Origin of the sequence: Acinetobacter modestus, from assembly GCF_014636095.1 — a bacterium.
GTDB classification, from domain to species: Bacteria; Pseudomonadota; Gammaproteobacteria; order Pseudomonadales; family Moraxellaceae; genus Acinetobacter; species Acinetobacter modestus.
The window spans coordinates 258,448-280,337 of sequence record NZ_BMDV01000002.1; the positions used below are offsets into that span (position 1 = coordinate 258,448).

Genomic DNA, 21,890 nt, shown 5'->3' on the forward strand with positions numbered 1-21,890 from the left:
ATGATTTCTGATCTGATCATCTAGTGTTTGAGTCATTTCAATAATGCTAAAACTTATTTATTACGTTCCAGATTCTCATCTAGAGTCAACCAAACTTGCTATTTTTGAAGCAGGAGCAGGTGGTATTGGTAATTATGAACATTGTGCTTGGCAAGTGAAAGGAATAGGTCAATTTAAGCCAGTTAAAGGTGCAAATCCATTTTTAGGACAATTAGACGAACTAGAGCAACTTGAAGAGTGGCGTGTAGAAACCATTGTGCCTGAAGATAAAGCTAGTATTGTGGCAAAGGCATTAAAGGCAAGCCATCCTTATGAAGAGCCTGCCTTTGAGTTTATTCAAATATTAGATATTGAATAATTATACTTTTTGAATAAATAAATCACGATCAAAACGATACTGCGGGAAGAACACACCATCTGTAGCACGTTCACCTGCACCAATCACCATGACAGGATACTGTTGATCATTTAATTTTAAAATTTTACGAACTAAAGGCTCATCAAAGCCTTCCATCATACAACTGTCAAAACTATAGGCACGTAAAGCCAATACCAAATTTTCACATGCTAAAGCAGTGGTTTTGGTTGCCCAAAGTTGAGTATCAGCAGGGTTAAAAGCGGTTACAGGTAATTGTTTATCTAAAGTACGCACCACTTTAAATGCAACTTTTTTAAAGTTACCTAATGCATTAAAGTAACCAGTTTTATAGTTATATGGAATAAAACGATAATATTTTTGTACCATTGCTGGAGCTTCGGGAAATGGAAATTCGCTAATATTTCGTTTTGCCATTTCATCAATACGATCTGTACGTGCTACACATACAATTAATTCAGCAGCGGTTTTAGCCGCAAGTTGCCCTAGGCAAGCTTTAACCACTTGCTTTTTCTTGCTAGGATTTTGCACCACATAAAAAGTCCAAGGTTGTAAGTTTGATGAGTTGGGCGCAAGTAATGCCAAATCTAAACAATCATCTAGAACTTCAGCTGGAATTTTTTTATCAGTAAATTTGCGAACAGAACGGCGACTTTCAACGACTTTTTTGAAGTTTGCCACATCAATATCTTGAGGGGCTGGTTCGTAGTAGCGTTTCTTTTCAGTTGTTGTTTGATTTGACATGAGATCAATCTTTCTCTAAGTGTTTATATCCATATTGGGACGACAAATAAAAAAACCACTGAGTTTTTTAAACTAAGTGGTTTTTCATCATTTCTCAGTTTAGTTAGTTAAATTGAGAAAAATCTGGTTTACGCTTTTGCATGAATGCTTGTACCGCTTCCATCATTTCAGGTGAGCGTACACGTTGCATAAAGATCTCAGCTTCATGATCTACACACTCGATGATTTCAGCTAAATCTTGTTTCATCAATGCTTTACTTTGTTTTAATGATGCTAATGGTAACGCCGCTAGATGTTGAGCTGTTTGTTGTGCTGTTGCATAAACATCTTCAACTACATCATTTACAAGATTTGCTTTCACAGCTGTTACAGCATCAAATTTCTTCGCTGTGAATAATAATTCAGCCGCTTTTTGATAACCTGCTTGCTTCACCAATAAACGACTCGCAGCACCTTCTGGAGAAAGACCTAGGCTTACGAATGGAATTTGGAATAGGGCAGTATTGTCTGCAAATACGATATCAGCATGTAATAAGATTGTTACACCGATCCCGATTGCTACGCCTTTCACTCCAATAATCAGTGGTTTAGAAAAACGAGCCGCAGCTTTTAATAACACAAATGGAGGTTGATCACCCGCTTTGCCTTCATATGGCTTTTGCATAAAGCCCATGAAGTCTTTCATGTCATTACCCGCAGTAAAATCTTGTTCTGCACCACGGAAAATAACAACACGTACATCTTTATTTGTATCAGCTTCATCTAATGCTTTTGCAATCCATAGATAAAGTTCGCCGTAAAGTGCATTCTTTGCTTCTGAACGGTTAATGGCTAAGGTGAGTACGCCATCTTCTAAATTTGCTTGCAAATGTTGATGAGGTTGTTGAATACAGCTAAGTGTCATCGTACTATCCTTGCTTTAATCCAGATTGATTTTTTAAGTGCTCTCATTATGTCGCATATTTGCGTTACATGGTGCAACTGATGAGTTCACAAAAAGTGAAATTATGCCTATGTACACATTTGACTATCTTGTTTTTATTGGACGCTTTCAGCCTTTTCATTTGGCACATCTACAAACGATTGAAATTGCGTTGCAGCAAAGTGAGAACGTGATATTGGCATTAGGTTCAGCACAATCAGAACGGAATATCAAAAATCCATTTTTAGCCCATGAACGTGAGCAAATGATTCTGTCTAACTTTTCAGAAGATGATCAGAAACGAATTTATTTCGTGCATGTGGTTGATGTATATAACGATGAAAAATGGGTCAAACAAGTCAAAACATTGGTCAATCAAGTGGTTCAGCCAAATGCAAAAGTAGGTTTGATTGGTCATTTCAAAGATGAATCTTCGTATTATTTAGCTTTATTTCCAGAATGGGAAATGGTTGAGTTGGATAGTTTAAAGGATTCAATTTCAGCCACACCTATGAGAGAAGCCTATTATCGAGGTGAGATTCAAACTGAATTTTTCCCTGAAGGCACGATTGAATTTCTGACTGAATTTAAAAATACAAAAGTCTATGCGGAATTGCAGCGTAAATATCTTGCGGGTGATAAAAGTAATTTTGATGAATGTTTTTAAGATTTTAGTTCTTTAAGCAGAAAATCGATGAAAACACGAATATGGAAAGATTCGTGTTTTTTTAATGGATAAAGTAAAGAAAATGGGCGTGAAGTGCCTGAAAATTCACTAAGCACCTCAATCAAATCTCCATTTTTAAGCTCTTTTTCTACAATGAAACGATAGGTTTGTAATAAACCAGCGCTATGTTTTGCCAGTGTTACCGTACCTAAAATATCATCTAAGCAACGAATATTTCCTGCACTTTGATATTCAATTATTTGTTGATTCGAGTTAAATAGCCAAGGAACATTTTTCCCCGTGCTAGGGAGAACAAATTGAATGCATTGATGATGCTGTAAATCTTCAAGGCTTTGCGGTGTTCCGAATTGTTTTAAATACTCTTGGGATGCCACTACAATTAGTTCAGCTTGTTCAAGTTGTCGTGCAATTAAATTTGAATCAGCAAATTGTCGTCCACGAATCGCCAAATCGTAGCCTTCTGCTATAAAGTCCACATTTTTATTGGTCAATTGCACATCAATATTAATGGCTGGATATTGCTGTGAAAATTTTGCCAATAACGGGAGGATTCGATAATGTCCATAAGGTGTTGGAACACTGATACGAATTAAACCAGAGGGTTGCTGTGTTTGATTTTTGAGTAATTGTTCCGCTTCTAAAATTTGATTCAGTGCTTGCTTACATTCATCAAAATAGATTTTCCCTTGCGTAGTTAAACGGACTTGTCGTGTCGTTCTTACAAACAATAGGGTCTCTAAATGCTTCTCTAATCGAGCAATGGAGCGACTGACCGCTGCTGGACTTACACCCGCATGCAATGCTGCTTTGGAAAAGCTTTCATATTCTGCTACTAAGCAAAACAATTCGACGCTACTAAACATCATCCGTTTTAGAGGGTGATTCATTCATTACACCATGTAAAAAATGATTTGAGTTGTAAGCTATTTAAGCACATATAAGTAAACAATAAGATGATTCTCATACCTTGTATGGAGTTATTTTTATGAAATTGTTCTATTCACCAAATGCCTGTTCTTTAGCTCCACATATCGTTTTAAGAGAGCTTGGACTTCCATTTGATTTAATCAAAGTCGATTTGCAGCAGCATTTAACTGAACTGGGTGAGGACTTTTATCGGCTTAATAAGAAGGGACAAGTACCTGTATTACAACTTGAAGATGGTTCTTTTTTAACGGAAGGTGCTGTGATTAGTCAGTTTCTTGTTGATCAATTCGAACATAAGGATTTGTTAGCTGAAATAAACACAGTAGAGCGTTATCAAACACTTTCTTGGATGAATTTTATTGCTTCTGAGATTCATAAAGCATATTCACCATTTTTCCATGAGTCTTATGGTGAAGAATCTAAAACTGTCTTTAGTACGATTTTAAATAAACACTATGCGTGGGTTGATCAACAGTTAGATGGGCAAAACTATTTAACGGGAAGTAATTTTACCATTGCTGATATTTATCTATTTGTGGTGACACGTTGGGCTGACTTTATTGGTCTTGATCTTGGACATTTTATTCATTTAACAGCTTTTATGCAGCGAATTGCTCGTCGTCAAACGGTTCAAGACGCAATAGCAGCCGAAGCATCTTAGTATTCTTGCCATCTATAAAATTATAAAAGGAGATCTGCATGCCTTATATTTTAATTCAAATTACTAAAGAAAATGTCACTACTGCACAGAAACAACAGTTGATTCAAGAGGCTACAGATTTAGTGGTTCGGGTACTTCATAAAGACCCAGCTACAACATTTGTGGTCATTGATGAAATTGAAACTGATAATTGGGGCGTTGCAGGTGAATCTGTTTCGACCATACGTAATAGACAAAGATAAGGGATATAAAAATGCAAAATAATTCGATAACTGAGATTCAACAGCAACTCGAAAAGTACTTTGATGGTCTGTACTTTTGTGATGTGGATAAATTGCAGGACGTATTTCATTCCGATGCAACTTATATCAACGCAACGGATGAGCCTATGCTTAAGTTAGATATGGATACTTATTTCTCTATTGTGGAAAAGCGTATTTCACCCGCATCTCAAAACCAATTAAGACAAGATAAGGTTATTGCGACCAATTTGATTCATAAAGACTTGGCGATGGTACATGTTGAATGTGTGATTGAACCTAAATATTTTTATGATGCACTGACATTGGTACAAAAGCAGGGTGAGTGGAAAATTATTTCTAAAGTCTTTCATTATCAACTTTTAGCGGACTAATTAAGCATCTTCCCAAAAGATAATTCGATTGGAAAAGGGATCAGTTACACTTAGTTCTAAAGTTTCCCAATCTGTTTTTTCAACTTGAGGTTTAGCGAACTTATAATCCTTAACCTCAAGTTCATTTTTTAACAAACTCAGATTTTCCCAGTAAATACGAATTGCGCTATGCGGACTCGCATCACCAAAATGTTCAGATAAATGAAGAATACAATCATCTTTGGAAATTTGTAGATAAACAGGGAAGTTATCCCCAAATGTGTGTTGCCAGTCGATTTGAAAGCCTAAGTAGTCAAGATAAAATGATTGTGCGAGTTCAATATCAAAGATACGAAAAATAGGGATGATTGAACCATTTTGCATGTTTATTCCTTATTAACGAACACCAAACTGTTGAGTCCAGTAACTCTTTTGTTTGGCGGTATGATCTAATGTACAAGCCACTGCGTAATCTGTAAATTTTGGGTGCATTAAATTACTACAATGCACAGGGCTGGAAAGCCATACTGCCATGACTTCATTTAAGCTTTTTTGTCCTCGTGCGACATTCTCACCACCACCACGACCTTTAAAGCCATATTGTTTTAAACGTGCTTTTAAATCTAATCCTGTTGTGCTGATATGCCCGAGAAAGGCATGATTTGCCATATCTTCAGCGTGAGCAAAAGCACTGTGATATAGGTGTTGATTCCATTTTAATGGCGCAGCAGCGGGGTAATGTTGTTGACCACATTGGCGCGAATGTTGTCGAATCTCATTAATCGCATTCATGATCATCTGTTGATAAGCAGGATTTTGTATATCTTGGCAACGAATTTCTGTTGTTGCAATTTGAATCTGTGATACAGAGACTGAGTTTTCTTCAGTCGTTGCGGTTTGTGGCGCATTAGCATTACATGCAGAGAGTATAAAAAATAAAGGAAACAAATAAACTGGGCTGCGATAATTCATTGTAAACATCTTTAATTATTTTAATCTTTTTATCATACGCTAAGGTATTAGCAGCGGGCAATTTACCCATAACAAAAAAGCGAGTACACAACTCGCTTTTTTGTTACTCAACATTATGAAGTGCCTTGCAATGCTTTTAGATCTTCCAATACTTGTTCAGCATGACCAGCAGCTTTAACTTTACGATAGCTTTTTACTAATTTTTTGTTGTGAAAAATAAAAGTTGAACGCTCAATGCCCATGACTTGTTTGCCATACATATTTTTTTCTTTGATGACATCAAAATGTTTGCATAACACTTCTTCTTTATCACTAATTAAATCAATTGTGAGCGCTTGTTTTTCAGTAAAGTTTTGATGAGCTTTAACTGAATCTCTTGATACTCCAATAATTTGACAATTTAAGGCATCAAACTGATCTTTTAAGCAAGAAAATCCAACAGCTTGAGTCGTACAACCAGGGGTTGAATCTTTAGGATAGAAATAAATGACAAGCCATTCGCTGCCTAACTCAGCAAGATTGACTTCACCTTGTGTAGTTGGAAAAGTATGATTCGGTAATTCAATATTCTCGGACATTTTTATTCCTTCCATAAAGCTAAGCATGATCTAGTTCAAGTGGTAAAAAAGCATATTCTTCATGATAAACAATATCTCTTTGTCTTACAGGAATTGCTTTGTTAAAAATTGGCCCATCTATAACAGTAGTATGAAATTCACCACCTTCTCCACATGGGTCTATCCCGCGATTTTCTAATTCTTGAATATAGTCGAGAGTGAGAATTTTACCCAGATCTTCTGTTTTCATGCCTAGTTTAAGATTAACTGTCACGACGATACTGCGAAATCCTAAGCGAATAAACTCCTCAACTACTTCACGGTGAGGACGTAACCAAAGGGGCATACCCAATTTAAGCCCAACATGTTGAGTTACACGATCATGCCAACAACCATGTTGTGGCATATCTAAATCACCTGTGACTAGCACTTCAGCACCTTGCAGTTTGGCTTGTTGCAAAAGCTCAATAAATTTACTTTCGTAATCAGCCCAACTTGAAGAAGTCGTAAATACAGGTAAACCAATCGCATCTGCTTGTGCTTGAATAATATCGCGTGGCATCGCGTGTGAACGAGAGCGTTGACCTTGTTCTTCTAGCATTACAATTAGTCCAATTACGCTGCCAGATTGCATAGCATGGTATAAAGCGAGGGAGAGCTGTCTTTGCCACCGCTAAAAGAGACAATCGAGTGCTTTTGATTGGCATTAGTTTTCCATTGGTCTTGCATAATATAATTCAATCGATTCAAAATAAAAGAAATTTTAGCAGAACTCATAAAAAAGCCTGCATCAATGCAGGCTTTTGGGCCTAGCTCAAAGTTAAGACTTTGGTGCTTGTTGTTGAGCTGCTTTCATTGCTTCTTCAGTTAACTTTTCAAGCTTAGACACGAGTGGTGCACCTAAGCAAGCTTGTAATTCTTTATTTTGTTGCTGTACAAATGCTAAAGAACTTGGGCTTTTCTTCGCATTGATCGCGCTTTGAATTTCCCATTTTTGAGCTTCAGTTACTTTCCCTTGAGCATCAATTTGGCAACCACAAAATTTACTCACTTCCGCAGCTGATAACTTGCCACCTTTAGTGGTTTGTTCCTTACAGACGTTAATCAATGCAGATTTTACATTAGTACTTTTATATGCTGCTTGTAATGGATTATCAGCTGCGTGAGTTGCCATTGCAAATAAAGCAGTCGCTGACATCATTGTAGAAAGAATAAGATTTGATTTTAAAAACTTCATATATTGTACCTAATGATTGCCCTATATCATCTATTCGGTATAGCGTGTAGGGTCCGCAATACCTGCTTCAATAAAACCTTGTTGGCGTAAACGGCAACTGTCGCATTTGCCACACGCACGTCCTTGAGCATCTGCCTGATAGCAGGATACTGTTTGGCTATAGTCTACGCCATGTTCGATACCTAAGCGTATAATATTCGCTTTGGATAAATGTAACAAAGGTGTTTCAATTTTAAGGGGTTTTCCTTCCACGCCTGCCTTTGTTGCCAAACGCGCAAGATTGGCAAAAGCGTCAATAAATTCTGGGCGACAATCTGGATATCCTGAATAATCAACAGCATTGACACCAATCACAATGGCTTGAGCGTCAAAAACTTCTGCTGCTGCAAGGGCATATGAAAGGAAAATGGTGTTACGTGCTGGAACATAAGTTACAGGAATACCTTCTTGTAATTGTTCAGGTACATCAATGTTATGATCTGTAAGCGCAGAGCCGCCTAAATTGCCTAAATCAATATTAATCACACGATGTTCTACACCTGCACGTTGTGCAAGTGCTTTGGCTGCATCAAGTTCGGTCGTTGAGCGTTGCCCATACATAAAGCTTAATGCAATACAATCATAATTTGCTTGTGCCCAAGCAAGACACGTTGTTGAGTCTAAGCCGCCAGACAATAATACGATGGCACGAGAACGCATATTATTTTCCATGATTCAACCTAAAAATAAATTTGATAAAAGCCGATCTATTTTGCAGAACGGATATGTTTAGTATTTTAACGACCAGATTCATCATTCCATAACAGTTTATGCAACTGTAATTGAAAGCGAACAGGGAGATGGTCATCTAAAATCCACTGTGCTAAATCGCGAGCCAAAGCAGGCAATCCGACAGCACCTTTTTCGATAGCAAAGGCTGGTGAGAACCATACCGTACTTACTTTATCTTGCAACTGAAATTGTTCAAGTTGCTGTTTTGACCACTCATAGTCAGCACGATTACAAATCACAAATTTAATCTGGTCATGTGGGGTGAGATGGTCAAGATTACTATATAAATTACGATGGTCTTCTTTTGACGTTGGTGTTTTTAAATCCAGCACTTTGGAAACACGAGGGTCAACTTTCGATACATCTAAAGCACCACTGGTTTCAAGGGAAACTTCAAATCCAAGATCACAAAGACGTTGTAATAAAATCAGACAGTTTGGTTGTGCAAGCGGTTCACCACCTGTCACACAGATATAAGGTGTTTTATGTTGGCTTGCTGTTTCGATAATTTGTTCAAGGGATAAACGTTCACCACCTTCAAACGAATAAGTCGTATCACAATAACTACAACGTAAAGGACAACCCGTTAAACGAATAAAAACGGTCGGTAAACCAAAAGTATTCGCTTCGCCTTGCAAAGAATAGAAGATCTCGGTAATACGTAAACCAGCCGCAGGATCAGACACAGGAATTGCAGAAGAGCGTAAGGAAGCCATAAATAGTTACCACAAACAGTTGCTACATAAGCAGCAAGTACATAAAAAACAAAATCTCTACGACCATAGCTGATCGTAGAGACGAGGAGCGATGAAACTCCGAGAAACGTTATAAATTAGTCTGCACGTAATAAATCGTTCAAGCTAGTTTTTGCACGTGTTTTCGCATCTACTTTTTTCACAATAATTGCAGCATAAAGGCTGTACGTACCACATTTCGATGGAAGGCTGCCTGCAACAACAACTGAACCTGCTGGTACGCGACCATAGTGAATCTCACCTGTTTCACGATCAAAGATTTTAGTTGATTGACCAATGAATACACCCATTGAAATTACTGAACCTTCTTCAACAATCACGCCTTCAACGATTTCTGAACGAGCACCGATGAAGCAGTTGTCTTCAATAATCGTTGGATTTGCTTGTAATGGTTCGAGTACACCACCGATACCAACACCACCAGATAAATGAACGTTTTTACCGATTTGAGCACACGAACCCACAGTTGCCCATGTATCAACCATGGTACCTTCATCTACATAAGCACCAATATTGACATACGATGGCATCAATACGACATTTTTCGCTTGGAAGCTACCACGACGAGCAACAGCAGGTGGTACAACACGGACACCAGCAGCTTTAAATTGTTCTTCGGTCCAACCTGAATATTTTGTTGCAACCTTGTCATAAAACTGTAGATCACATGCTTCGATTGGTTGGTTGTCATTCAGTTTAAATGAAAGTAAAACAGCTTTTTTTAGCCATTGGTGAACAACCCACTCACCATCGATTTTTTCAGCGACACGAAGTGTACCATTGTCTAAACCCGTTAATGCTTCTTCAACAGCTTGACGAATTTCAGTAGGGCAATCTGCTGCACTATAGTTTGCACGGTCTTCAAAGGCTTGCTCGATGATTGTAGAAAGCTGAGACATGATCTTCATTCTTCCAAAAATAAATTTCCGAGATTTTACACTAATTTGACACAAGAATCTTTGAAAAAAGTCGTTACAATAAATTGTTTTAAATATAAGCAATAAGATTGTAATAAACTCGGAGTGTATTGTTTTTTATCCATAATTTATGAATACACAATTACTCTGAATTTGTATCAAAAAATAACAAAAAGTAATCAGTTTCTGTATAAAAAAATAGCGTTCACTCTATTAAGATGTGATTACACAAACAATTATATGTAAAAGAGTATTTTTTGAGGAGACATCAATGAAAGCTTTGCGTGTTGTGTTAGCAGCGAGTGTTTTAACAGCAATTGCAGGTTCTACATTTGCAGCTGATGAGCAAGTTGTGAAGGAATCAGTTTATGCATTTCCTTCTTATTTAAATCCAGTTTCAGTTCGTGCTGAGGTCGGTACTACAGGTTACGGTGGTGCAATTTCTTATCGTGTTAATCCATATGTAGGTTTAAGCCTTGGTTACAATGGTGGTGATATTTCATGGTCTGACAATTTGAAAATTGACGGTACCAAATATGATATGGATATGGATAACAACAACACATATCTTAATGCAGAGATTTATCCATGGGGTGCTAGTCAAAATGCATTCGCACGTTCACTTTATGTAGCTGCTGGTGTTGCTTACTTGGATAATGAATATGGTTTGACTAAAAATGTTGGTAGCAATAGTTTAGTAAAAGTGAATGGTGAACGATTCACTACAACTTCAACTCAAAGTGCCAAAATTGATGGTACGATGAACTACGATAATAATATCTCACCATATTTAGGCTTTGGTTTAAATGCACCAGTATATAAAAATATTGGTTTATTTGGTGAGGTAGGTGCTTATTACACTGGCAATCCAACAGTTAGTTTAAAAACATCTGGTGATGATCAAATCATTGGTAGCAATGGTAATACATTAGAAAGTGCTGTTGAAAAAGAGCAACGTAATATTGAAAAGAAAAGTAAGTATGAGTGGATGCCAGTGGCTAAAGTGGGTGTGAGCTTTAAGTTCTAAGCCATCAACTCTACATAAAAAAACGAGCTTTAAGCTCGTTTTTTTATGCTCAGATTTAAGGTCAAAATAAATCGCTAATAGTAGTAAAGCCATTCATTTTGTTTGATTTATTCTTCTGGATAAGCCACTTTTTTAAGTTCTTTTATGTTTGTTTTTGGAGAACATAAAGAAATAAATTCATAACCATAGCCACGTAAAAGATGCCCTTTACGCACAGCAATCCATGTTGTATTCACTCCAAAAACATCAGTTTTTAATTGTTCTAAGCGATAATCTTTGTCTGTGTCATAAGCGACATCATTGACAATACCAACTCCCATATTGAGTTCTACATAAGTTTTAATCACATCGGCATCTAAGGCGGACATCACGATGTCAGCATGTAGATGAGCATCTTCAAATGCTTTATCGATTTTAGAACGCCCAGTAAAGCCACCGTGATATGTGATTAATGGATATTCGGCTAATACATCTAAACTAATTTTATCTAACTTAGTCAAAGGGTGGTCTTTAGGTGTAATGATACTATGATGCCATTCATAATAAGGTACGCTTGCTAAGTTCTCTTCCGTCGTCAAAGATTCAGTTGCGATACCAATATCTGCTTCACCTTGTAGTAGCATTTCTGCGATTTCAACAGGACTCGCTTGTTGTAAAACCAAATGTACTTTTGGAAATAATTTTTTAAATTGATTCACAATCGGTGGAAGAACATACCGTGCTTGGGTATGTGTTGTTGCAATTGTTAAAGTGCCTTCATCAACTTTATTAAAGTCATCAGCAAGACGTTTAATATTATCAGCATCGACTAACATCCGTTCCACGATGCTTAATAACGATTGACCTGGTTCAGTCAAACCGAGCAAGCGTTTACCTTTACGCACAAAGAGTTGTACACCTAACTCATCTTCTAAATCTTTAATGTGCTTACTGACACCAGATTGGGAGGTATAAAGTGCCGCAGAAGCTTCAGTTAAATTAAAGTTTTGGCGAACAGTTTCTCGAATAATTCTGAGTTGTTGAAAGTTCATAATAATTTTTCCACATAAAAGATGAGGAACGATCAAATTTATTTAACCGCCCTCAAGATATTATTCTAAGCAACTTGAGTCGTTTGGTCTGCAAATAAATGAAGTTGAGCAGCACTAATCCAGACTGTTTGATTCGGTCTAAATTGATGTAAATTTGCTTCCTCTACACTAAGTAAAATCTCAATGGTACGTCCACTGCGATCTTGTAATTCCGCAATCACTTTGCCTGCAATCCAGACCTCACGTATAAACGTTGCTTCAATCGTATTCGGTTGGGGACGGGTATGAATATGTAATTCATTTGGTCGTGCAAATGCAATCACTTTTCCTTGCGGTGCTTCTAATGAGGTTGGTAGTTGGATTCGATCATCACCAATGCGGATGATACCGCTAGTATGTTCGCCTTCAAAACGATTTGCTTGACCTAAGAAATCAAAAACAAACGGTGTTGCTGGTTTTTCATAAACTTCACGAGGTGAACCGATTTGTTCAACATCACCTTTGTTCATGACGATGATTTGATCCGCAACTTCTAAGGCTTCTTCTTGGTCATGGGTAACAAAGATCGAGGTAATGTGTAATTCATCATGAAGTGTACGTAACCAACGGCGTAATTCTTTACGAACTTTGGCATCTAATGCGCCAAAAGGTTCATCCAGTAATAAAACACGCGGCTCAACTGCTAAGGCGCGTGCTAAGGCAATACGTTGACGTTGCCCACCTGAAAGCTGAGCAGGGTAACGATCGGCTAAGAAACCCAGTTGAACCAAGTCTAATAAGCGCGTGACACGTTTTTTAATTTCGGCTTCGGATGGACGTGTTGCACGTGGGCGAACACGTAAACCAAAAGCGATATTTTCAAATACAGTCATGTGGCGGAACAGTGCGTAGTGTTGGAATACAAAACCGACTTGACGTTCACGAACATGGATATTGGTCGCGTCTTCACCTTCAAGCAAAACCTGACCATTATCTGCTGACTCTAAACCTGCAATGATGCGCAATAGTGTAGTTTTGCCACAGCCTGAAGGGCCAAGTAAAGCAACCAATTCACCTTCAGGAAAGTCTAAAGAGATATTTTTGAGTGCATGGAATGCACCGAAGTTTTTTTCAATATTTTTAACTTGAATACTCATGTGTTCATTCCTTAGTGATTAGGTTGACGTTCATTTGCTTGGTCTTGGCGTATTTCTAACCAAGTTTTTAAAATCAAAGTGATAATCGCTAAAAATGCCAGTAACGAAGACACAGCAAATGCAGCACTAAAGGTATATTCGTTATAAAGAATTTCAACGTGTAACGGCAGGGTGTTGGTTTCTCCGCGGATGTGTCCTGAAACCACAGACACTGCACCAAACTCACCCATTGCACGGGCATTACACAGAATCACACCGTAAATCAAACCCCATTTAATATTTGGCAATGTCACTTTCCAAAAGGTTTGCCAACCTGAAGCACCAAGGACGATCGCTGCTTCTTCTTCTTCCGTTCCCTGTGCTTCCATTAACGGAATTAGCTCACGAGCAACGAATGGAACAGTAATAAAAATAGTGGCTAAAACAATTGCAGGTACGGCATAGAGAATTTTAATGTCGTGATCCATTAACCAACCGCCAACCCAACCTTGTGAACCAAAAATCAGAACCAACATTAAACCTGCAATGACTGGAGAAACTGAGAAAGGCATGTCAATAATGGTGGTTAAGATGGCTTTGCCACGGAATTGGAATTTAGCCACAGCCCATGCTGCCGCAACGCCAAACACCACATTAATTGGTACAGCAATCGCCGCTGTCAGTAAGGTTAGTTTGACTGCCGATAAGGTATCTGAGTCTGTTAGAGCATTGATGTAGACTGAAAGACCTTGTTTAAATGCTTCAACAAAAACCAAAATCAGTGGCAGAATCAAACAGCTTAAGAAAAAAATCAGTGCAACACTAATCAGTGTATAACGTACCCAAGTGGGTTCACGGGTTGAATCACGAGACTGCAACTTGACAGCTAAAGCATTGCTATTGGTATTTAAACTCATTGTGCAGTTCTCCCTGTACGGCGGCTTGCCCATGCTTGTACTAAATTAATTAAAAATAAGATGGCAAATGAGAGAACAAGCATCACAACAGCAATGGTGGTTGCACCTGCATAATCATATTCTTCTAAACGAGAGATGATCATGAGGGGGGCGATTTCAGTCTTATAGGGTTGGTTCCCTGCAATAAAAATAACTGAACCATATTCACCGACACCACGAGCAAATGCCAAAGCAAAGCCTGTTAATAGTGCAGGAAATAGGATGGGTAAAATGATTTTAGTAATGGTTTGCCAACGATTTGCACCGAGCGCAGAAGCAGCTTCTTCTAGTTCAGTTTCAATATCGCTCAAAACAGGTTGTACGGTACGAACCACGAATGGTAAACCAATAAAGATTAAGGCAAGGGTAATCCCAATTGGTGTATAGGCAACTTGAATTCCTAATGGTTCAAGATATTGTCCAATCCAACCTGTAGGTGCATATAAAGAGGTCAGTGCAATACCTGCAACGGCGGTGGGTAATGCAAAAGGGAGGTCGACTAAAGCATCGACAATTCTTTTCCCTGGAAAATTATAACGAACCAAGCACCAAGCCAGCAGTATGCCAAAAATTACATTAACTAAAGCGGCAATTAATGCAGCACTAAAGCTCAGTTGTAGTGACTTTAAAATTCGTTCTGAAGTTAAAATTTCCCATAAGCCGTCCCATCCAATCCCTAACGATTTGATAAATACAGCAGATAACGGAATAAGCACAATAAAAGATACATAAGCGAGGGTAAAGCCTAAAGAGAGACCAAACCCAGGCAGCACTCGGGAACGCTGCGACATGATATTTCCTCAAAGAGAAATGTTTGCTAAAGCAAGCAAATAAATAATGCTAAAACCAAAAAATACTGAGAGCGGAATCTAGGCAAATTTCAAATTAAAATTTGCCTGACTCATTCGAGTCACAGGTTGCAGTTTTTTTTCAGGCAACATGTAATTGAGGATGTCAGGAAAAGGGCCAAACCCAGATGCCACATTGATATGACCTACTTGCCCTAAATTAATAGGTGTGAGTTTCCACGCTTGTGCGAGCTGTAGCGCATCGACATAACCTAGCCAAGGATCATTTTCACTAATCAACAAGGTGGTTGGCACATCAATATTAAGCTGATGGAAATATTGTTTATAGTCAGTCAAGCTGTGACGAGCAAAGCCAGCTTCACCAAAACGTGCAGGGTTTGCAGGTGCAACTAAAATTAACTGTTTCACCTTTGCTCTGAGTTCTGGATGTTCTGCAAGTGCAGCAACACTGGTTAAACAGCCAAAGCTATGGGCAACAATTTGTATTGGTGCTTTAACTGCTGTAACAGTTTTGACAAATTGATCAACCCATTCACTTAATACTGGTCGATCCCAATGTTTTTGTTGAACGCGAGAGCTAGACACGAGTTGTTGTTGTAACCAAGACTGCCAATGTTGTGTTTCGCTACCACCAACACCAGGAACAATTACGGTATGAATCATGTCTATTCTCCTTAGAATCCCTCCAAATCTCCCTTTACGAAAGGGAGGAAGTCCCCCTTAGAAAAAGGGGGATTTAGGGGAGATTATTTACCTGTGCTATTGATCTTGACGATTTGGTCAAAGATGCCGCCATTGTCAAAGTGAGTTTTTTGTACTTTAGTCCAACCACCAAATTCCTTATCAATCGTGACAAGTTTGAGTGGTTTAAATGTCGTGCTGTATTTCTTTAAAACGGCTGCGTTACGAGGACGGTAGAAATTACGTGCTGCAATTTCTTGACCAGCAGGAGAATATAGATAGTTCAAATAACCGCGAGCGATTTGTAAATTACCTTTTTTCTCCGCATTCTTTTCTACAACTGCAACTGGAGGTTCAGCCAGAATTGAAAGTGAAGGTGTAACGATCTCAAATTTACCCGGTTGTTCACGTACGGCTAAAAAGGCTTCATTTTCCCAAGCTAGTAACACATCACCGATACCACGTTCAGCAAAGGTTGTGGTTGCGCCACGCGCACCTGAATCAAGTACTTTGGTTTGTTTATAAATTTGACGAACAAATTCTTGCGCTTTGGCATCGTTACCACCTTTTTGGTGTTTTGCCCACGCCCAAGCACCTAAATAGTTCCAACGTGCGCCACCTGATGTTTTCGGGTTTGGCGTAATAATTTCTACACCTGGTTTAACTAAATCACCCCAGTCTTTGATTTGTTTTGGGTTGCCTTTACGCACAAGGAAAACAATGGTTGAAGTATATGGAGTTGCATTTTGTGGAAGTTTCTTCTGCCAATCTGCTGGAAGTAATTTTGCATTTTCTGCAATTTCATCAATGTCCGCAGCAAGTGCCAGTGTTACGACATCGGCATTTAAGCCATCAATCACAGCACGTGCTTGTTTACCTGAACCACCATGAGATTGTTTAAACTCAATCTCCTGACCTGTACGTTGTTTCCAGAAAGCACCGAACTGTTTATTGAAATCTGTATACAGCTCGCGAGTTGGATCATAAGACACATTTAAAAATTCTTGTGCTGCAAATGAAGACACTGAGAGTAATGCGGCAATAACACCGACTTTAACTTGAGATAAACGCATGAAAAACCCCTTAAAGTGGTCTGTATCAACAAACCGTCAATCATTGTTTGGAATATGGATGCAGCATAACGTCAGTTTTTTTGCAAAAAAAATAATTAAAATCGAATTTGATATGAGTAAAAAAGAAATATAAAAAAGAGATAAGTTATGCTGATTTTTTGATAATAGATTGGCTTATCGTTATAAAATCATCGTGTTAAAAGCATTTTGTTTTGAATGTTTATTTTAATAATACTATTCGACTAATTTTCATCTACTTGAAAAGAGTGCTTTCTAGTTAAATCCATTGAAATGATGATGAATCTCGTTGAACCTCTGTGATCTGGCTTTTCTGAAACTTGAGTTTCGGGGTATCATGAAGGTGGACTTTAGACTGAACTTTCGATCATGCAATGTTATAAAAATGGACAATTGATTGATTCGATCCCATTGTTAGATCGGGCTTTTCACTATGGAGATGGTTGCTTTACCACTGCACGAATTTTTCAAGATCGTTTTGAACTCAAACAACTTCACTTTGCACGTCTAACATTAGCCTGCCAACGTTTAAGCCTTGATGCTGATTTATCTTTGATCGACACTGCACTGGCTCAGCTACAACAACAGCACTTTACTCTAAACGGCACGTTAAAAATTGTGATCAGTCGAGGCGAAGGGGATCGGGGATATAGTCTACCTTTACATGCTGCCGATATTTATGTCTGGTATTACCCGAGATCGATACACGGTTTTCAACCTGAATGGATTGAAAGTGGGATGTTAAACCATGCTTTAGGTTTAAACATGCCACATTTAGTCGGTTTGAAAACATTGAATCGCCTAGAACAAGTTGTATTGAAGCAGGAAGCCGATCAGCAAGGTTGGCTTGAAGCATTGGTGAGTGATGTACAGGGTTATATTGTTGAAGGGGTGAGCAGTAATTGTTTTATTCGTATAAATGACCGATGGATTACGCCCGAACTTCGTTATAATGGTGTCCACGGCGTCATGCGTGCCAAAATTTTGGCTCGAATGCAGCAATATAATGTTGAATGTGAACAAGGCTGTGTAGAAATTATTGATATTGGGCGTATTCAGAGTCTATTTTTCTGCAACGCTTTACATCCGATGAAAGCGGTTATTCGATTTAATGGTCGGGCTTTTGAGCAGCAACCCTACCTTGATTTATTTGAAACATTGAAACTTAGCCAGATTGATTAATATGCCGAAGCAGCCAACCTCAACGAAAAGTAAGAAAAAGCCAACAGCTAAACCAAGGTCTAGATTTTCTGTGAAAGCCTTATTGATTGTGATGAGCGTTTTTGTATTGCTGATCCTCAGTATTTTATGGGCAAGTTTATTTAAGAATTATCCAGTTGAAGGGAAAAAGCAGGTTTTGGTCATCTCTTCGGGGGATACTTATTCAAAATTTATTGATCATTTGTCTAAAGAAAATAAGATTAATTTTCCTATTATCTTAAAGCTTTATCAAAAGTTTATGATTCATGATAGCTTGAAAGCTGGCGTGTATGAAGTTAATAAAGGCATGAGTGTTCGTCAAGTGCTTGATATGTTGTCTGATGCTGAAAATGCACAGATGAATCGCATTTTGGTGATTGAAGGGACAACCTTTAAACAATTGCTACAGAATTTAAAGAAAGATCCGAATGTTAGCAAGACTATTTTAGATCTACCACAAGACCAATTATTAAAAGCTTTAGATATTCCTTATTCACACCCTGAGGGTTTATTTGCACCAGATACTTATTTCTTTGCCAAGGGTGAAACAGATAAAAAAATCTTAACGGATTTATATCGTCGCCAAATGAAATCATTAGATGAAGCTTGGGCAAAAAAAGTACCGAACTTACCCTATAACGATAAATATCAAGCTTTAATCATGGCTTCGATTATTGAAAAAGAAACCAGTTTAGATAGTGAACTAGAACAAGTTTCAGGTGTGTTTGTACGTCGTTTAAAAATCGGTATGCGCTTACAAACTGATCCAACTGTAATTTATGGTATGGGGGATAATTATAAGGGGAATATCACTCGTAATGATTTACGGACAGCAACGCCTTATAATACATACACGATCAATGGTTTGCCGCCAACTCCGATTGCATTGCCAAGTAAAAAAGCGATTGAAGCAGCAATGCATCCAGATGAGGCTAAAAATATTTACTTTGTTGCTACAGGTAATGGTGGGCATAAATTTACAGCTTCTTTAGAAGATCATAATCGTGCAGTTCAAGAATATTTAACTGCATTACGTGCAAAGCAAAAGTAGGATGAATGATGTTTATTAGTTTTGAAGGTACGGAAGGTGTAGGTAAGACGACACTCATCCGTAAAATTCATCAGTACTTTGAACAGCAAGGTAAAGAAGTCGTTTTGACGCGTGAACCGGGTGGAACACCGTTAGCTGAACAGATTCGCTCTTTATTATTGGCGGTGAATCATGAAGAGCAAATGAGTCATGATACTGAGTTGTTACTGATTTATGCAGCACGTGCGCAACATTTACAACAAGTCATTATCCCAGCTTTAAATGCAGGTAAGATCGTTTTAAGTGATCGTTTTACTGATGCAAGTTTTGCATATCAATGTTCTGGACGTGGTTTAAGTCAGGAAAAGTTGCAATTATTAAATCAAACTTTTGTGGCGAAAATGCCGAATATTACCTTTTGGTTGGATGCGCCGATTGAGTTGGGCATGACGCGTGCGAGAGAGCGTGGGGCATTGGATCGTTTTGAGCAAGAGAAGTTGAGTTTCTTTACTAAAGTGCGTGCGGGTTATGAGACCTTGTGGCAAGCAGAGCCTGAACGGATGAAGCGTTTGGATGCGACTCAGAATGCGGATTTGGTGTTTGAAGAGGCTTTGCGCTATCTTTAACATAGGCATTCTTGAATTGATAAAAAATGAAGCGATATCTACAACAAGATTTGAATCAGGGTCTTAATTTATTTATTGCTGTAATAACAAATATACTGATCCTGTATATTTGTTATCCATATTTTACAAGGCATATTGTCCATACAGCACCAAATACCTTTTTTATCATATTAAATTCTATCTCTATTTATTTAGCATTTAAAACTTCAACGTATAAACTTTTTATTCCAGTCAAAATAATATTTATTATGATGTTTGCTTTTTCTATTGCCGCTTTAAGCGTTTGGGTGTTAAGAATAAATGAATACCCATATTTTTTTGAAGTTAGGGAATTATTTTTTATATTACTTTTACCATTAGGTGGTTTTATCTGGATGAAGTTATATGTTGTAATTCCTATTATTACAGTGATCTATATTGCGATCATCTTTTATTTAAAAGGAAAAATAGTCTGAATCTATCATTAATTCAGACTATATGAACAATTATGGTTCATTCACCAACGGCTGTTCCACTTTAAAATTTGGTGGTGTTAAAACCGTCTTACGAATCTCATTCGAGAGCTCTGGATAATCCAGCGTGTAATGTAAACCACGTGATTCCTTACGCTCCATTGCACAACGTACAATCATTTCCGAAACCAGAACTAGGTTACGTAATTCAATCAAGTTTTTACTGACACGGTAGCCTTGATAATATTCGTTGATTTCACGTTTTAACATTTCAATACGATGTAAAGCACGTTGCAAACGTTTAGTGGTGCGAACAATACCCACATAGTTCCACATGGTTGAACGTAATTCATCCCAGTTTTGTAAGATGACAACATCTTCATCTGCATCAGTCACTTGAGATTCATCCCAAGAAGGTACATCTGGAAATTCAAAACTAACATTATGTTTGCTTTGAATATCTTCCGCTGCACTCATGCCATAAACGAAACATTCAAGCAGTGAGTTACTTGCCATACGGTTAGCACCATGTAAGCCAGTATATGAAGTTTCGCCAATTGCATATAAACCATCTAAGTCAGTTTGGCTATGTTCATCTACAACCACGCCACCACAGGTATAGTGCGCTGCTGGAACAACAGGAATCATATCTTTAGTGATATCAATCCCAAGTTCGAGTAAGCGTGCGTAAAGCGTAGGGAAGTGCTCAGTGATAAATTCAGGAGATTTATGCGTAATGTCTAACCAAACATGACGAATACCTAGACGTTTGATTTCATAGTCGATTGCACGCGCAACAATATCACGTGGCGCAAGTTCAGCACGTTCGTCAAGACGTAACATAAAACGTTCACCATCGGGCAAACGTAGATACGCACCCTCACCACGCATGGCTTCGGTAATGAGAAAAGAACGCGCTTTCGGGTGATACAAACACGTTGGATGGAATTGGTTGAATTCCATATTGGCAACACGACAACCAGCTCGATAAGCCATCGCGATACCATCACCGGTTGCAATGTCAGGGTTAGAAGTATAGAGATAAGCTTTCATTGCACCACCACAGGCCAAAGCTGTGAAAGGGGCTAAGAATGTATGAACTTGTTCTGTTTTTTCATTTAATGCATATAAACCAATTGCACGATTATTTTTGTCTTGATGACCAAGCTTATGTAATGTGATGAGGTCAATCGCAATATAATTTTCAAAAATTGTAATATTTTTTCGTTCTTTAGCACGTTCAACGAGAGTAGTTGAAATTGCCTTACCTGTTGCATCAGCAGAATGAATGATACGGCGTTGTGAATGACCACCTTCACGGGTGAGGTGTAATTGCTCATCATCATCTAAAGTGAATTGAACACCTTGCTTTAATAAGAAATCAACAGAAGGCTTGCCGCCTTCGACTGTATGTTTAACGGCATCTAATTCACAAAGATGTCCGCCTGCAATCATAGTGTCATTAATATGTTGTTGAATTGAATCAGTCTCGTCTAAGACCGCAGCAACACCACCTTGAGCATAAAAAGTACTTGCTTCTGTGAGCTCTGCTTTTGCTAAAATGGCAATGTTGTAATGACTCGGTAAAGAGAGTGCAAGACTTAAACCTGCACCGCCACTGCCCACAATTATCACGTCAAAATGGTGAATTGTTTTTAAATCAGGCATGTCGATCTGCTTCAGTTTTAAACGTTCGCTAATGACAACGCTTTTTAACAAAAAAGGCAAGTGC

At 38.2% G+C, this 21,890-nt stretch carries 26 protein-coding genes and 1 pseudogene; 9 read left to right on the forward strand and 18 right to left on the reverse strand.

Going from position 1 to position 21,890, the window contains the following annotated elements; all coding sequences use genetic code 11:
* Window positions 1–43 precede the first annotated feature (43 nt).
* The gene (locus IEV17_RS05270; RefSeq protein WP_004661193.1) at window positions 44–358 is read left to right on the forward strand and encodes a YqfO family protein; all 315 of its coding nucleotides are present in this window, start codon (window positions 44–46) and stop codon (window positions 356–358) included.
* Here IEV17_RS05270 and IEV17_RS05275 read toward each other — a convergent pair whose 3' ends face one another.
* Entirely contained in the window at window positions 359–1,120 is a 762-nt protein-coding gene (locus IEV17_RS05275) for a nitroreductase family protein (RefSeq protein ID WP_004661194.1), read from the reverse strand.
* 103 nt (window positions 1,121–1,223) lie between these two features.
* Window positions 1,224–2,024, reverse strand: coding sequence for an enoyl-CoA hydratase-related protein (locus IEV17_RS05280; RefSeq protein WP_004661197.1), 801 nt, complete (start codon window positions 2,022–2,024; stop codon window positions 1,224–1,226).
* A 109-nt stretch (window positions 2,025–2,133) separates the two neighbouring features.
* On the opposite strand from IEV17_RS05280, the gene IEV17_RS05285 reads away from it, so the two are divergent.
* On the forward strand, window positions 2,134–2,709 hold the full coding sequence (locus IEV17_RS05285; protein WP_171062427.1) for a nicotinate-nicotinamide nucleotide adenylyltransferase: 576 nt from the start codon (window positions 2,134–2,136) through the stop codon (window positions 2,707–2,709).
* Here the strand turns inward: IEV17_RS05285 and IEV17_RS05290 are convergent.
* Window positions 2,706–3,617 (reverse strand): LysR family transcriptional regulator, encoded by a 912-nt coding sequence (locus tag IEV17_RS05290; RefSeq protein WP_004661201.1) that lies wholly within the window; start codon window positions 3,615–3,617, stop codon window positions 2,706–2,708. The genes IEV17_RS05285 and IEV17_RS05290 overlap by 4 nt on opposite strands.
* A gap of 98 nt (window positions 3,618–3,715) precedes the next feature.
* Between IEV17_RS05290 and gstA the strand changes: the two genes are divergently transcribed.
* From gstA to IEV17_RS05305, 3 genes are read left to right on the forward strand one after another with little or no spacing between them, the layout of a single operon-like run.
* A complete protein-coding gene (gene gstA / locus IEV17_RS05295; RefSeq protein WP_004661203.1) occupies window positions 3,716–4,318 on the forward strand; it encodes a glutathione transferase GstA in 603 nt (200 codons plus the stop codon).
* 38 nt (window positions 4,319–4,356) lie between these two features.
* Window positions 4,357–4,560: a tautomerase family protein gene (locus IEV17_RS05300; protein ID WP_004661205.1), complete on the forward strand. Its 204-nt coding sequence runs from the start codon at window positions 4,357–4,359 to the stop codon at window positions 4,558–4,560.
* Between the two features lie 11 nt (window positions 4,561–4,571).
* On the forward strand, window positions 4,572–4,952 hold the full coding sequence (locus IEV17_RS05305; protein WP_004661207.1) for a nuclear transport factor 2 family protein: 381 nt from the start codon (window positions 4,572–4,574) through the stop codon (window positions 4,950–4,952).
* Here the strand turns inward: IEV17_RS05305 and IEV17_RS05310 are convergent, their stop codons facing one another.
* The 8 genes and pseudogenes from IEV17_RS05310 to dapD form a co-directional block, all read right to left on the reverse strand.
* Entirely contained in the window at window positions 4,953–5,315 is a 363-nt protein-coding gene (locus IEV17_RS05310; protein WP_004661209.1) for a glyoxalase superfamily protein, read from the reverse strand.
* A 12-nt stretch (window positions 5,316–5,327) separates the two neighbouring features.
* Complete coding sequence (locus IEV17_RS05315) at window positions 5,328–5,903, reverse strand: CAP domain-containing protein (protein ID WP_004661211.1); 576 nt, start codon at window positions 5,901–5,903, stop codon at window positions 5,328–5,330.
* Window positions 5,904–6,016: 113 nt separating this feature from the next.
* Window positions 6,017–6,481 (reverse strand): peroxiredoxin, encoded by a 465-nt coding sequence (locus tag IEV17_RS05320; RefSeq protein ID WP_004661213.1) that lies wholly within the window; start codon window positions 6,479–6,481, stop codon window positions 6,017–6,019.
* A gap of 19 nt (window positions 6,482–6,500) precedes the next feature.
* Window positions 6,501–7,189, reverse strand: a pseudogene (locus IEV17_RS05325) (Dph6-related ATP pyrophosphatase).
* A 91-nt stretch (window positions 7,190–7,280) separates the two neighbouring features.
* On the reverse strand, window positions 7,281–7,697 hold the full coding sequence (locus IEV17_RS05330) for a hypothetical protein (protein WP_004661215.1): 417 nt from the start codon (window positions 7,695–7,697) through the stop codon (window positions 7,281–7,283).
* Between the two features lie 30 nt (window positions 7,698–7,727).
* Entirely contained in the window at window positions 7,728–8,396 is a 669-nt protein-coding gene (queC, locus tag IEV17_RS05335) for a 7-cyano-7-deazaguanine synthase QueC (protein ID WP_201775130.1), read from the reverse strand.
* A 77-nt stretch (window positions 8,397–8,473) separates the two neighbouring features.
* Window positions 8,474–9,184, reverse strand: coding sequence for a 7-carboxy-7-deazaguanine synthase QueE (gene queE, locus IEV17_RS05340; RefSeq protein WP_004661217.1), 711 nt, complete (start codon window positions 9,182–9,184; stop codon window positions 8,474–8,476).
* 116 nt (window positions 9,185–9,300) lie between these two features.
* Window positions 9,301–10,122 (reverse strand): 2,3,4,5-tetrahydropyridine-2,6-dicarboxylate N-succinyltransferase, encoded by an 822-nt coding sequence (gene dapD, locus IEV17_RS05345; protein WP_004661218.1) that lies wholly within the window; start codon window positions 10,120–10,122, stop codon window positions 9,301–9,303.
* Between the two features lie 289 nt (window positions 10,123–10,411).
* Here dapD and carO point away from each other — a divergent pair, with 289 nt between their 5' ends.
* Window positions 10,412–11,167 carry an ornithine uptake porin CarO type 5 gene (gene carO / locus IEV17_RS05350; protein WP_004661219.1) on the forward strand — a complete coding sequence of 252 codons (756 nt, stop codon included), beginning with the start codon at window positions 10,412–10,414 and terminating at the stop codon, window positions 11,165–11,167.
* A gap of 107 nt (window positions 11,168–11,274) precedes the next feature.
* On the opposite strand, the gene IEV17_RS05355 is transcribed toward carO, so the two are convergent.
* The 6 genes from IEV17_RS05355 to IEV17_RS05380 form a co-directional block, all read right to left on the reverse strand.
* Window positions 11,275–12,198: a CysB family HTH-type transcriptional regulator gene (locus IEV17_RS05355; protein WP_004661220.1), complete on the reverse strand. Its 924-nt coding sequence runs from the start codon at window positions 12,196–12,198 to the stop codon at window positions 11,275–11,277.
* Between the two features lie 65 nt (window positions 12,199–12,263).
* Window positions 12,264–13,334 (reverse strand): sulfate/molybdate ABC transporter ATP-binding protein, encoded by a 1,071-nt coding sequence (locus IEV17_RS05360; protein ID WP_004661222.1) that lies wholly within the window; start codon window positions 13,332–13,334, stop codon window positions 12,264–12,266.
* Window positions 13,335–13,345: 11 nt separating this feature from the next.
* Window positions 13,346–14,230, reverse strand: a complete 885-nt coding sequence (cysW, locus tag IEV17_RS05365) for a sulfate ABC transporter permease subunit CysW (protein WP_004661225.1) — start codon at window positions 14,228–14,230, stop codon at window positions 13,346–13,348.
* Complete coding sequence (gene cysT / locus IEV17_RS05370; RefSeq protein ID WP_004661227.1) at window positions 14,227–15,060, reverse strand: sulfate ABC transporter permease subunit CysT; 834 nt, start codon at window positions 15,058–15,060, stop codon at window positions 14,227–14,229. The genes cysW and cysT overlap by 4 nt, the downstream gene beginning before the upstream one ends.
* Window positions 15,061–15,138: 78 nt before the next feature.
* Window positions 15,139–15,741 carry an RBBP9/YdeN family alpha/beta hydrolase gene (locus IEV17_RS05375; RefSeq protein WP_004661229.1) on the reverse strand — a complete coding sequence of 201 codons (603 nt, stop codon included), beginning with the start codon at window positions 15,739–15,741 and terminating at the stop codon, window positions 15,139–15,141.
* An 83-nt stretch (window positions 15,742–15,824) separates the two neighbouring features.
* The gene (locus IEV17_RS05380; RefSeq protein ID WP_004661230.1) at window positions 15,825–16,832 is read right to left on the reverse strand and encodes a sulfate ABC transporter substrate-binding protein; all 1,008 of its coding nucleotides are present in this window, start codon (window positions 16,830–16,832) and stop codon (window positions 15,825–15,827) included.
* Window positions 16,833–17,219: 387 nt separating this feature from the next.
* On the opposite strand from IEV17_RS05380, the gene pabC reads away from it, so the two are divergent.
* The 3 genes from pabC to tmk are packed head-to-tail and all read left to right on the forward strand — an operon-like array spanning window position 17,220 to window position 19,706.
* Window positions 17,220–18,032, forward strand: a complete 813-nt coding sequence (gene pabC, locus IEV17_RS05385; RefSeq protein WP_004661232.1) for an aminodeoxychorismate lyase — start codon at window positions 17,220–17,222, stop codon at window positions 18,030–18,032.
* Window position 18,033: 1 nt separating this feature from the next.
* Entirely contained in the window at window positions 18,034–19,101 is a 1,068-nt protein-coding gene (gene mltG / locus IEV17_RS05390; protein ID WP_004661234.1) for an endolytic transglycosylase MltG, read from the forward strand.
* 8 nt (window positions 19,102–19,109) lie between these two features.
* Window positions 19,110–19,706: a dTMP kinase gene (gene tmk, locus IEV17_RS05395; RefSeq protein WP_004661236.1), complete on the forward strand. Its 597-nt coding sequence runs from the start codon at window positions 19,110–19,112 to the stop codon at window positions 19,704–19,706.
* 485 nt (window positions 19,707–20,191) lie between these two features.
* Here tmk and nadB read toward each other — a convergent pair whose 3' ends face one another.
* Complete coding sequence (nadB, locus tag IEV17_RS05400) at window positions 20,192–21,832, reverse strand: L-aspartate oxidase (protein ID WP_171062428.1); 1,641 nt, start codon at window positions 21,830–21,832, stop codon at window positions 20,192–20,194.
* Window positions 21,833–21,890: the final 58 nt, after the last annotated feature.

Bases quoted from the DNA above. Each gene is read 5' to 3' on its own strand.
- IEV17_RS05270 (WP_004661193.1), top strand. From the start codon at position 44: ATGCTAAAACTTATTTATTACGTTCCAGATTCTCATCTAGAGTCAACC.
- IEV17_RS05275 (WP_004661194.1), bottom strand. From the start codon at position 1,120: ATGTCAAATCAAACAACAACTGAAAAGAAACGCTACTACGAACCAGCC.
- IEV17_RS05280 (WP_004661197.1), bottom strand. From the start codon at position 2,024: ATGACACTTAGCTGTATTCAACAACCTCATCAACATTTGCAAGCAAAT.
- IEV17_RS05285 (WP_171062427.1), top strand. From the start codon at position 2,134: ATGTACACATTTGACTATCTTGTTTTTATTGGACGCTTTCAGCCTTTT.
- IEV17_RS05290 (WP_004661201.1), bottom strand. From the start codon at position 3,617: ATGAATCACCCTCTAAAACGGATGATGTTTAGTAGCGTCGAATTGTTT.
- gstA (WP_004661203.1), top strand. From the start codon at position 3,716: ATGAAATTGTTCTATTCACCAAATGCCTGTTCTTTAGCTCCACATATC.
- IEV17_RS05300 (WP_004661205.1), top strand. From the start codon at position 4,357: ATGCCTTATATTTTAATTCAAATTACTAAAGAAAATGTCACTACTGCA.
- IEV17_RS05305 (WP_004661207.1), top strand. From the start codon at position 4,572: ATGCAAAATAATTCGATAACTGAGATTCAACAGCAACTCGAAAAGTAC.
- IEV17_RS05310 (WP_004661209.1), bottom strand. From the start codon at position 5,315: ATGCAAAATGGTTCAATCATCCCTATTTTTCGTATCTTTGATATTGAA.
- IEV17_RS05315 (WP_004661211.1), bottom strand. From the start codon at position 5,903: ATGAATTATCGCAGCCCAGTTTATTTGTTTCCTTTATTTTTTATACTC.
- IEV17_RS05320 (WP_004661213.1), bottom strand. From the start codon at position 6,481: ATGTCCGAGAATATTGAATTACCGAATCATACTTTTCCAACTACACAA.
- IEV17_RS05330 (WP_004661215.1), bottom strand. From the start codon at position 7,697: ATGAAGTTTTTAAAATCAAATCTTATTCTTTCTACAATGATGTCAGCG.
- queC (WP_201775130.1), bottom strand. From the start codon at position 8,396: ATGCGTTCTCGTGCCATCGTATTATTGTCTGGCGGCTTAGACTCAACA.
- queE (WP_004661217.1), bottom strand. From the start codon at position 9,184: ATGGCTTCCTTACGCTCTTCTGCAATTCCTGTGTCTGATCCTGCGGCT.
- dapD (WP_004661218.1), bottom strand. From the start codon at position 10,122: ATGTCTCAGCTTTCTACAATCATCGAGCAAGCCTTTGAAGACCGTGCA.
- carO (WP_004661219.1), top strand. From the start codon at position 10,412: ATGAAAGCTTTGCGTGTTGTGTTAGCAGCGAGTGTTTTAACAGCAATT.
- IEV17_RS05355 (WP_004661220.1), bottom strand. From the start codon at position 12,198: ATGAACTTTCAACAACTCAGAATTATTCGAGAAACTGTTCGCCAAAAC.
- IEV17_RS05360 (WP_004661222.1), bottom strand. From the start codon at position 13,334: ATGAGTATTCAAGTTAAAAATATTGAAAAAAACTTCGGTGCATTCCAT.
- cysW (WP_004661225.1), bottom strand. From the start codon at position 14,230: ATGAGTTTAAATACCAATAGCAATGCTTTAGCTGTCAAGTTGCAGTCT.
- cysT (WP_004661227.1), bottom strand. From the start codon at position 15,060: ATGTCGCAGCGTTCCCGAGTGCTGCCTGGGTTTGGTCTCTCTTTAGGC.
- IEV17_RS05375 (WP_004661229.1), bottom strand. From the start codon at position 15,741: ATGATTCATACCGTAATTGTTCCTGGTGTTGGTGGTAGCGAAACACAA.
- IEV17_RS05380 (WP_004661230.1), bottom strand. From the start codon at position 16,832: ATGCGTTTATCTCAAGTTAAAGTCGGTGTTATTGCCGCATTACTCTCA.
- pabC (WP_004661232.1), top strand. From the start codon at position 17,220: ATGCAATGTTATAAAAATGGACAATTGATTGATTCGATCCCATTGTTA.
- mltG (WP_004661234.1), top strand. From the start codon at position 18,034: ATGCCGAAGCAGCCAACCTCAACGAAAAGTAAGAAAAAGCCAACAGCT.
- tmk (WP_004661236.1), top strand. From the start codon at position 19,110: ATGTTTATTAGTTTTGAAGGTACGGAAGGTGTAGGTAAGACGACACTC.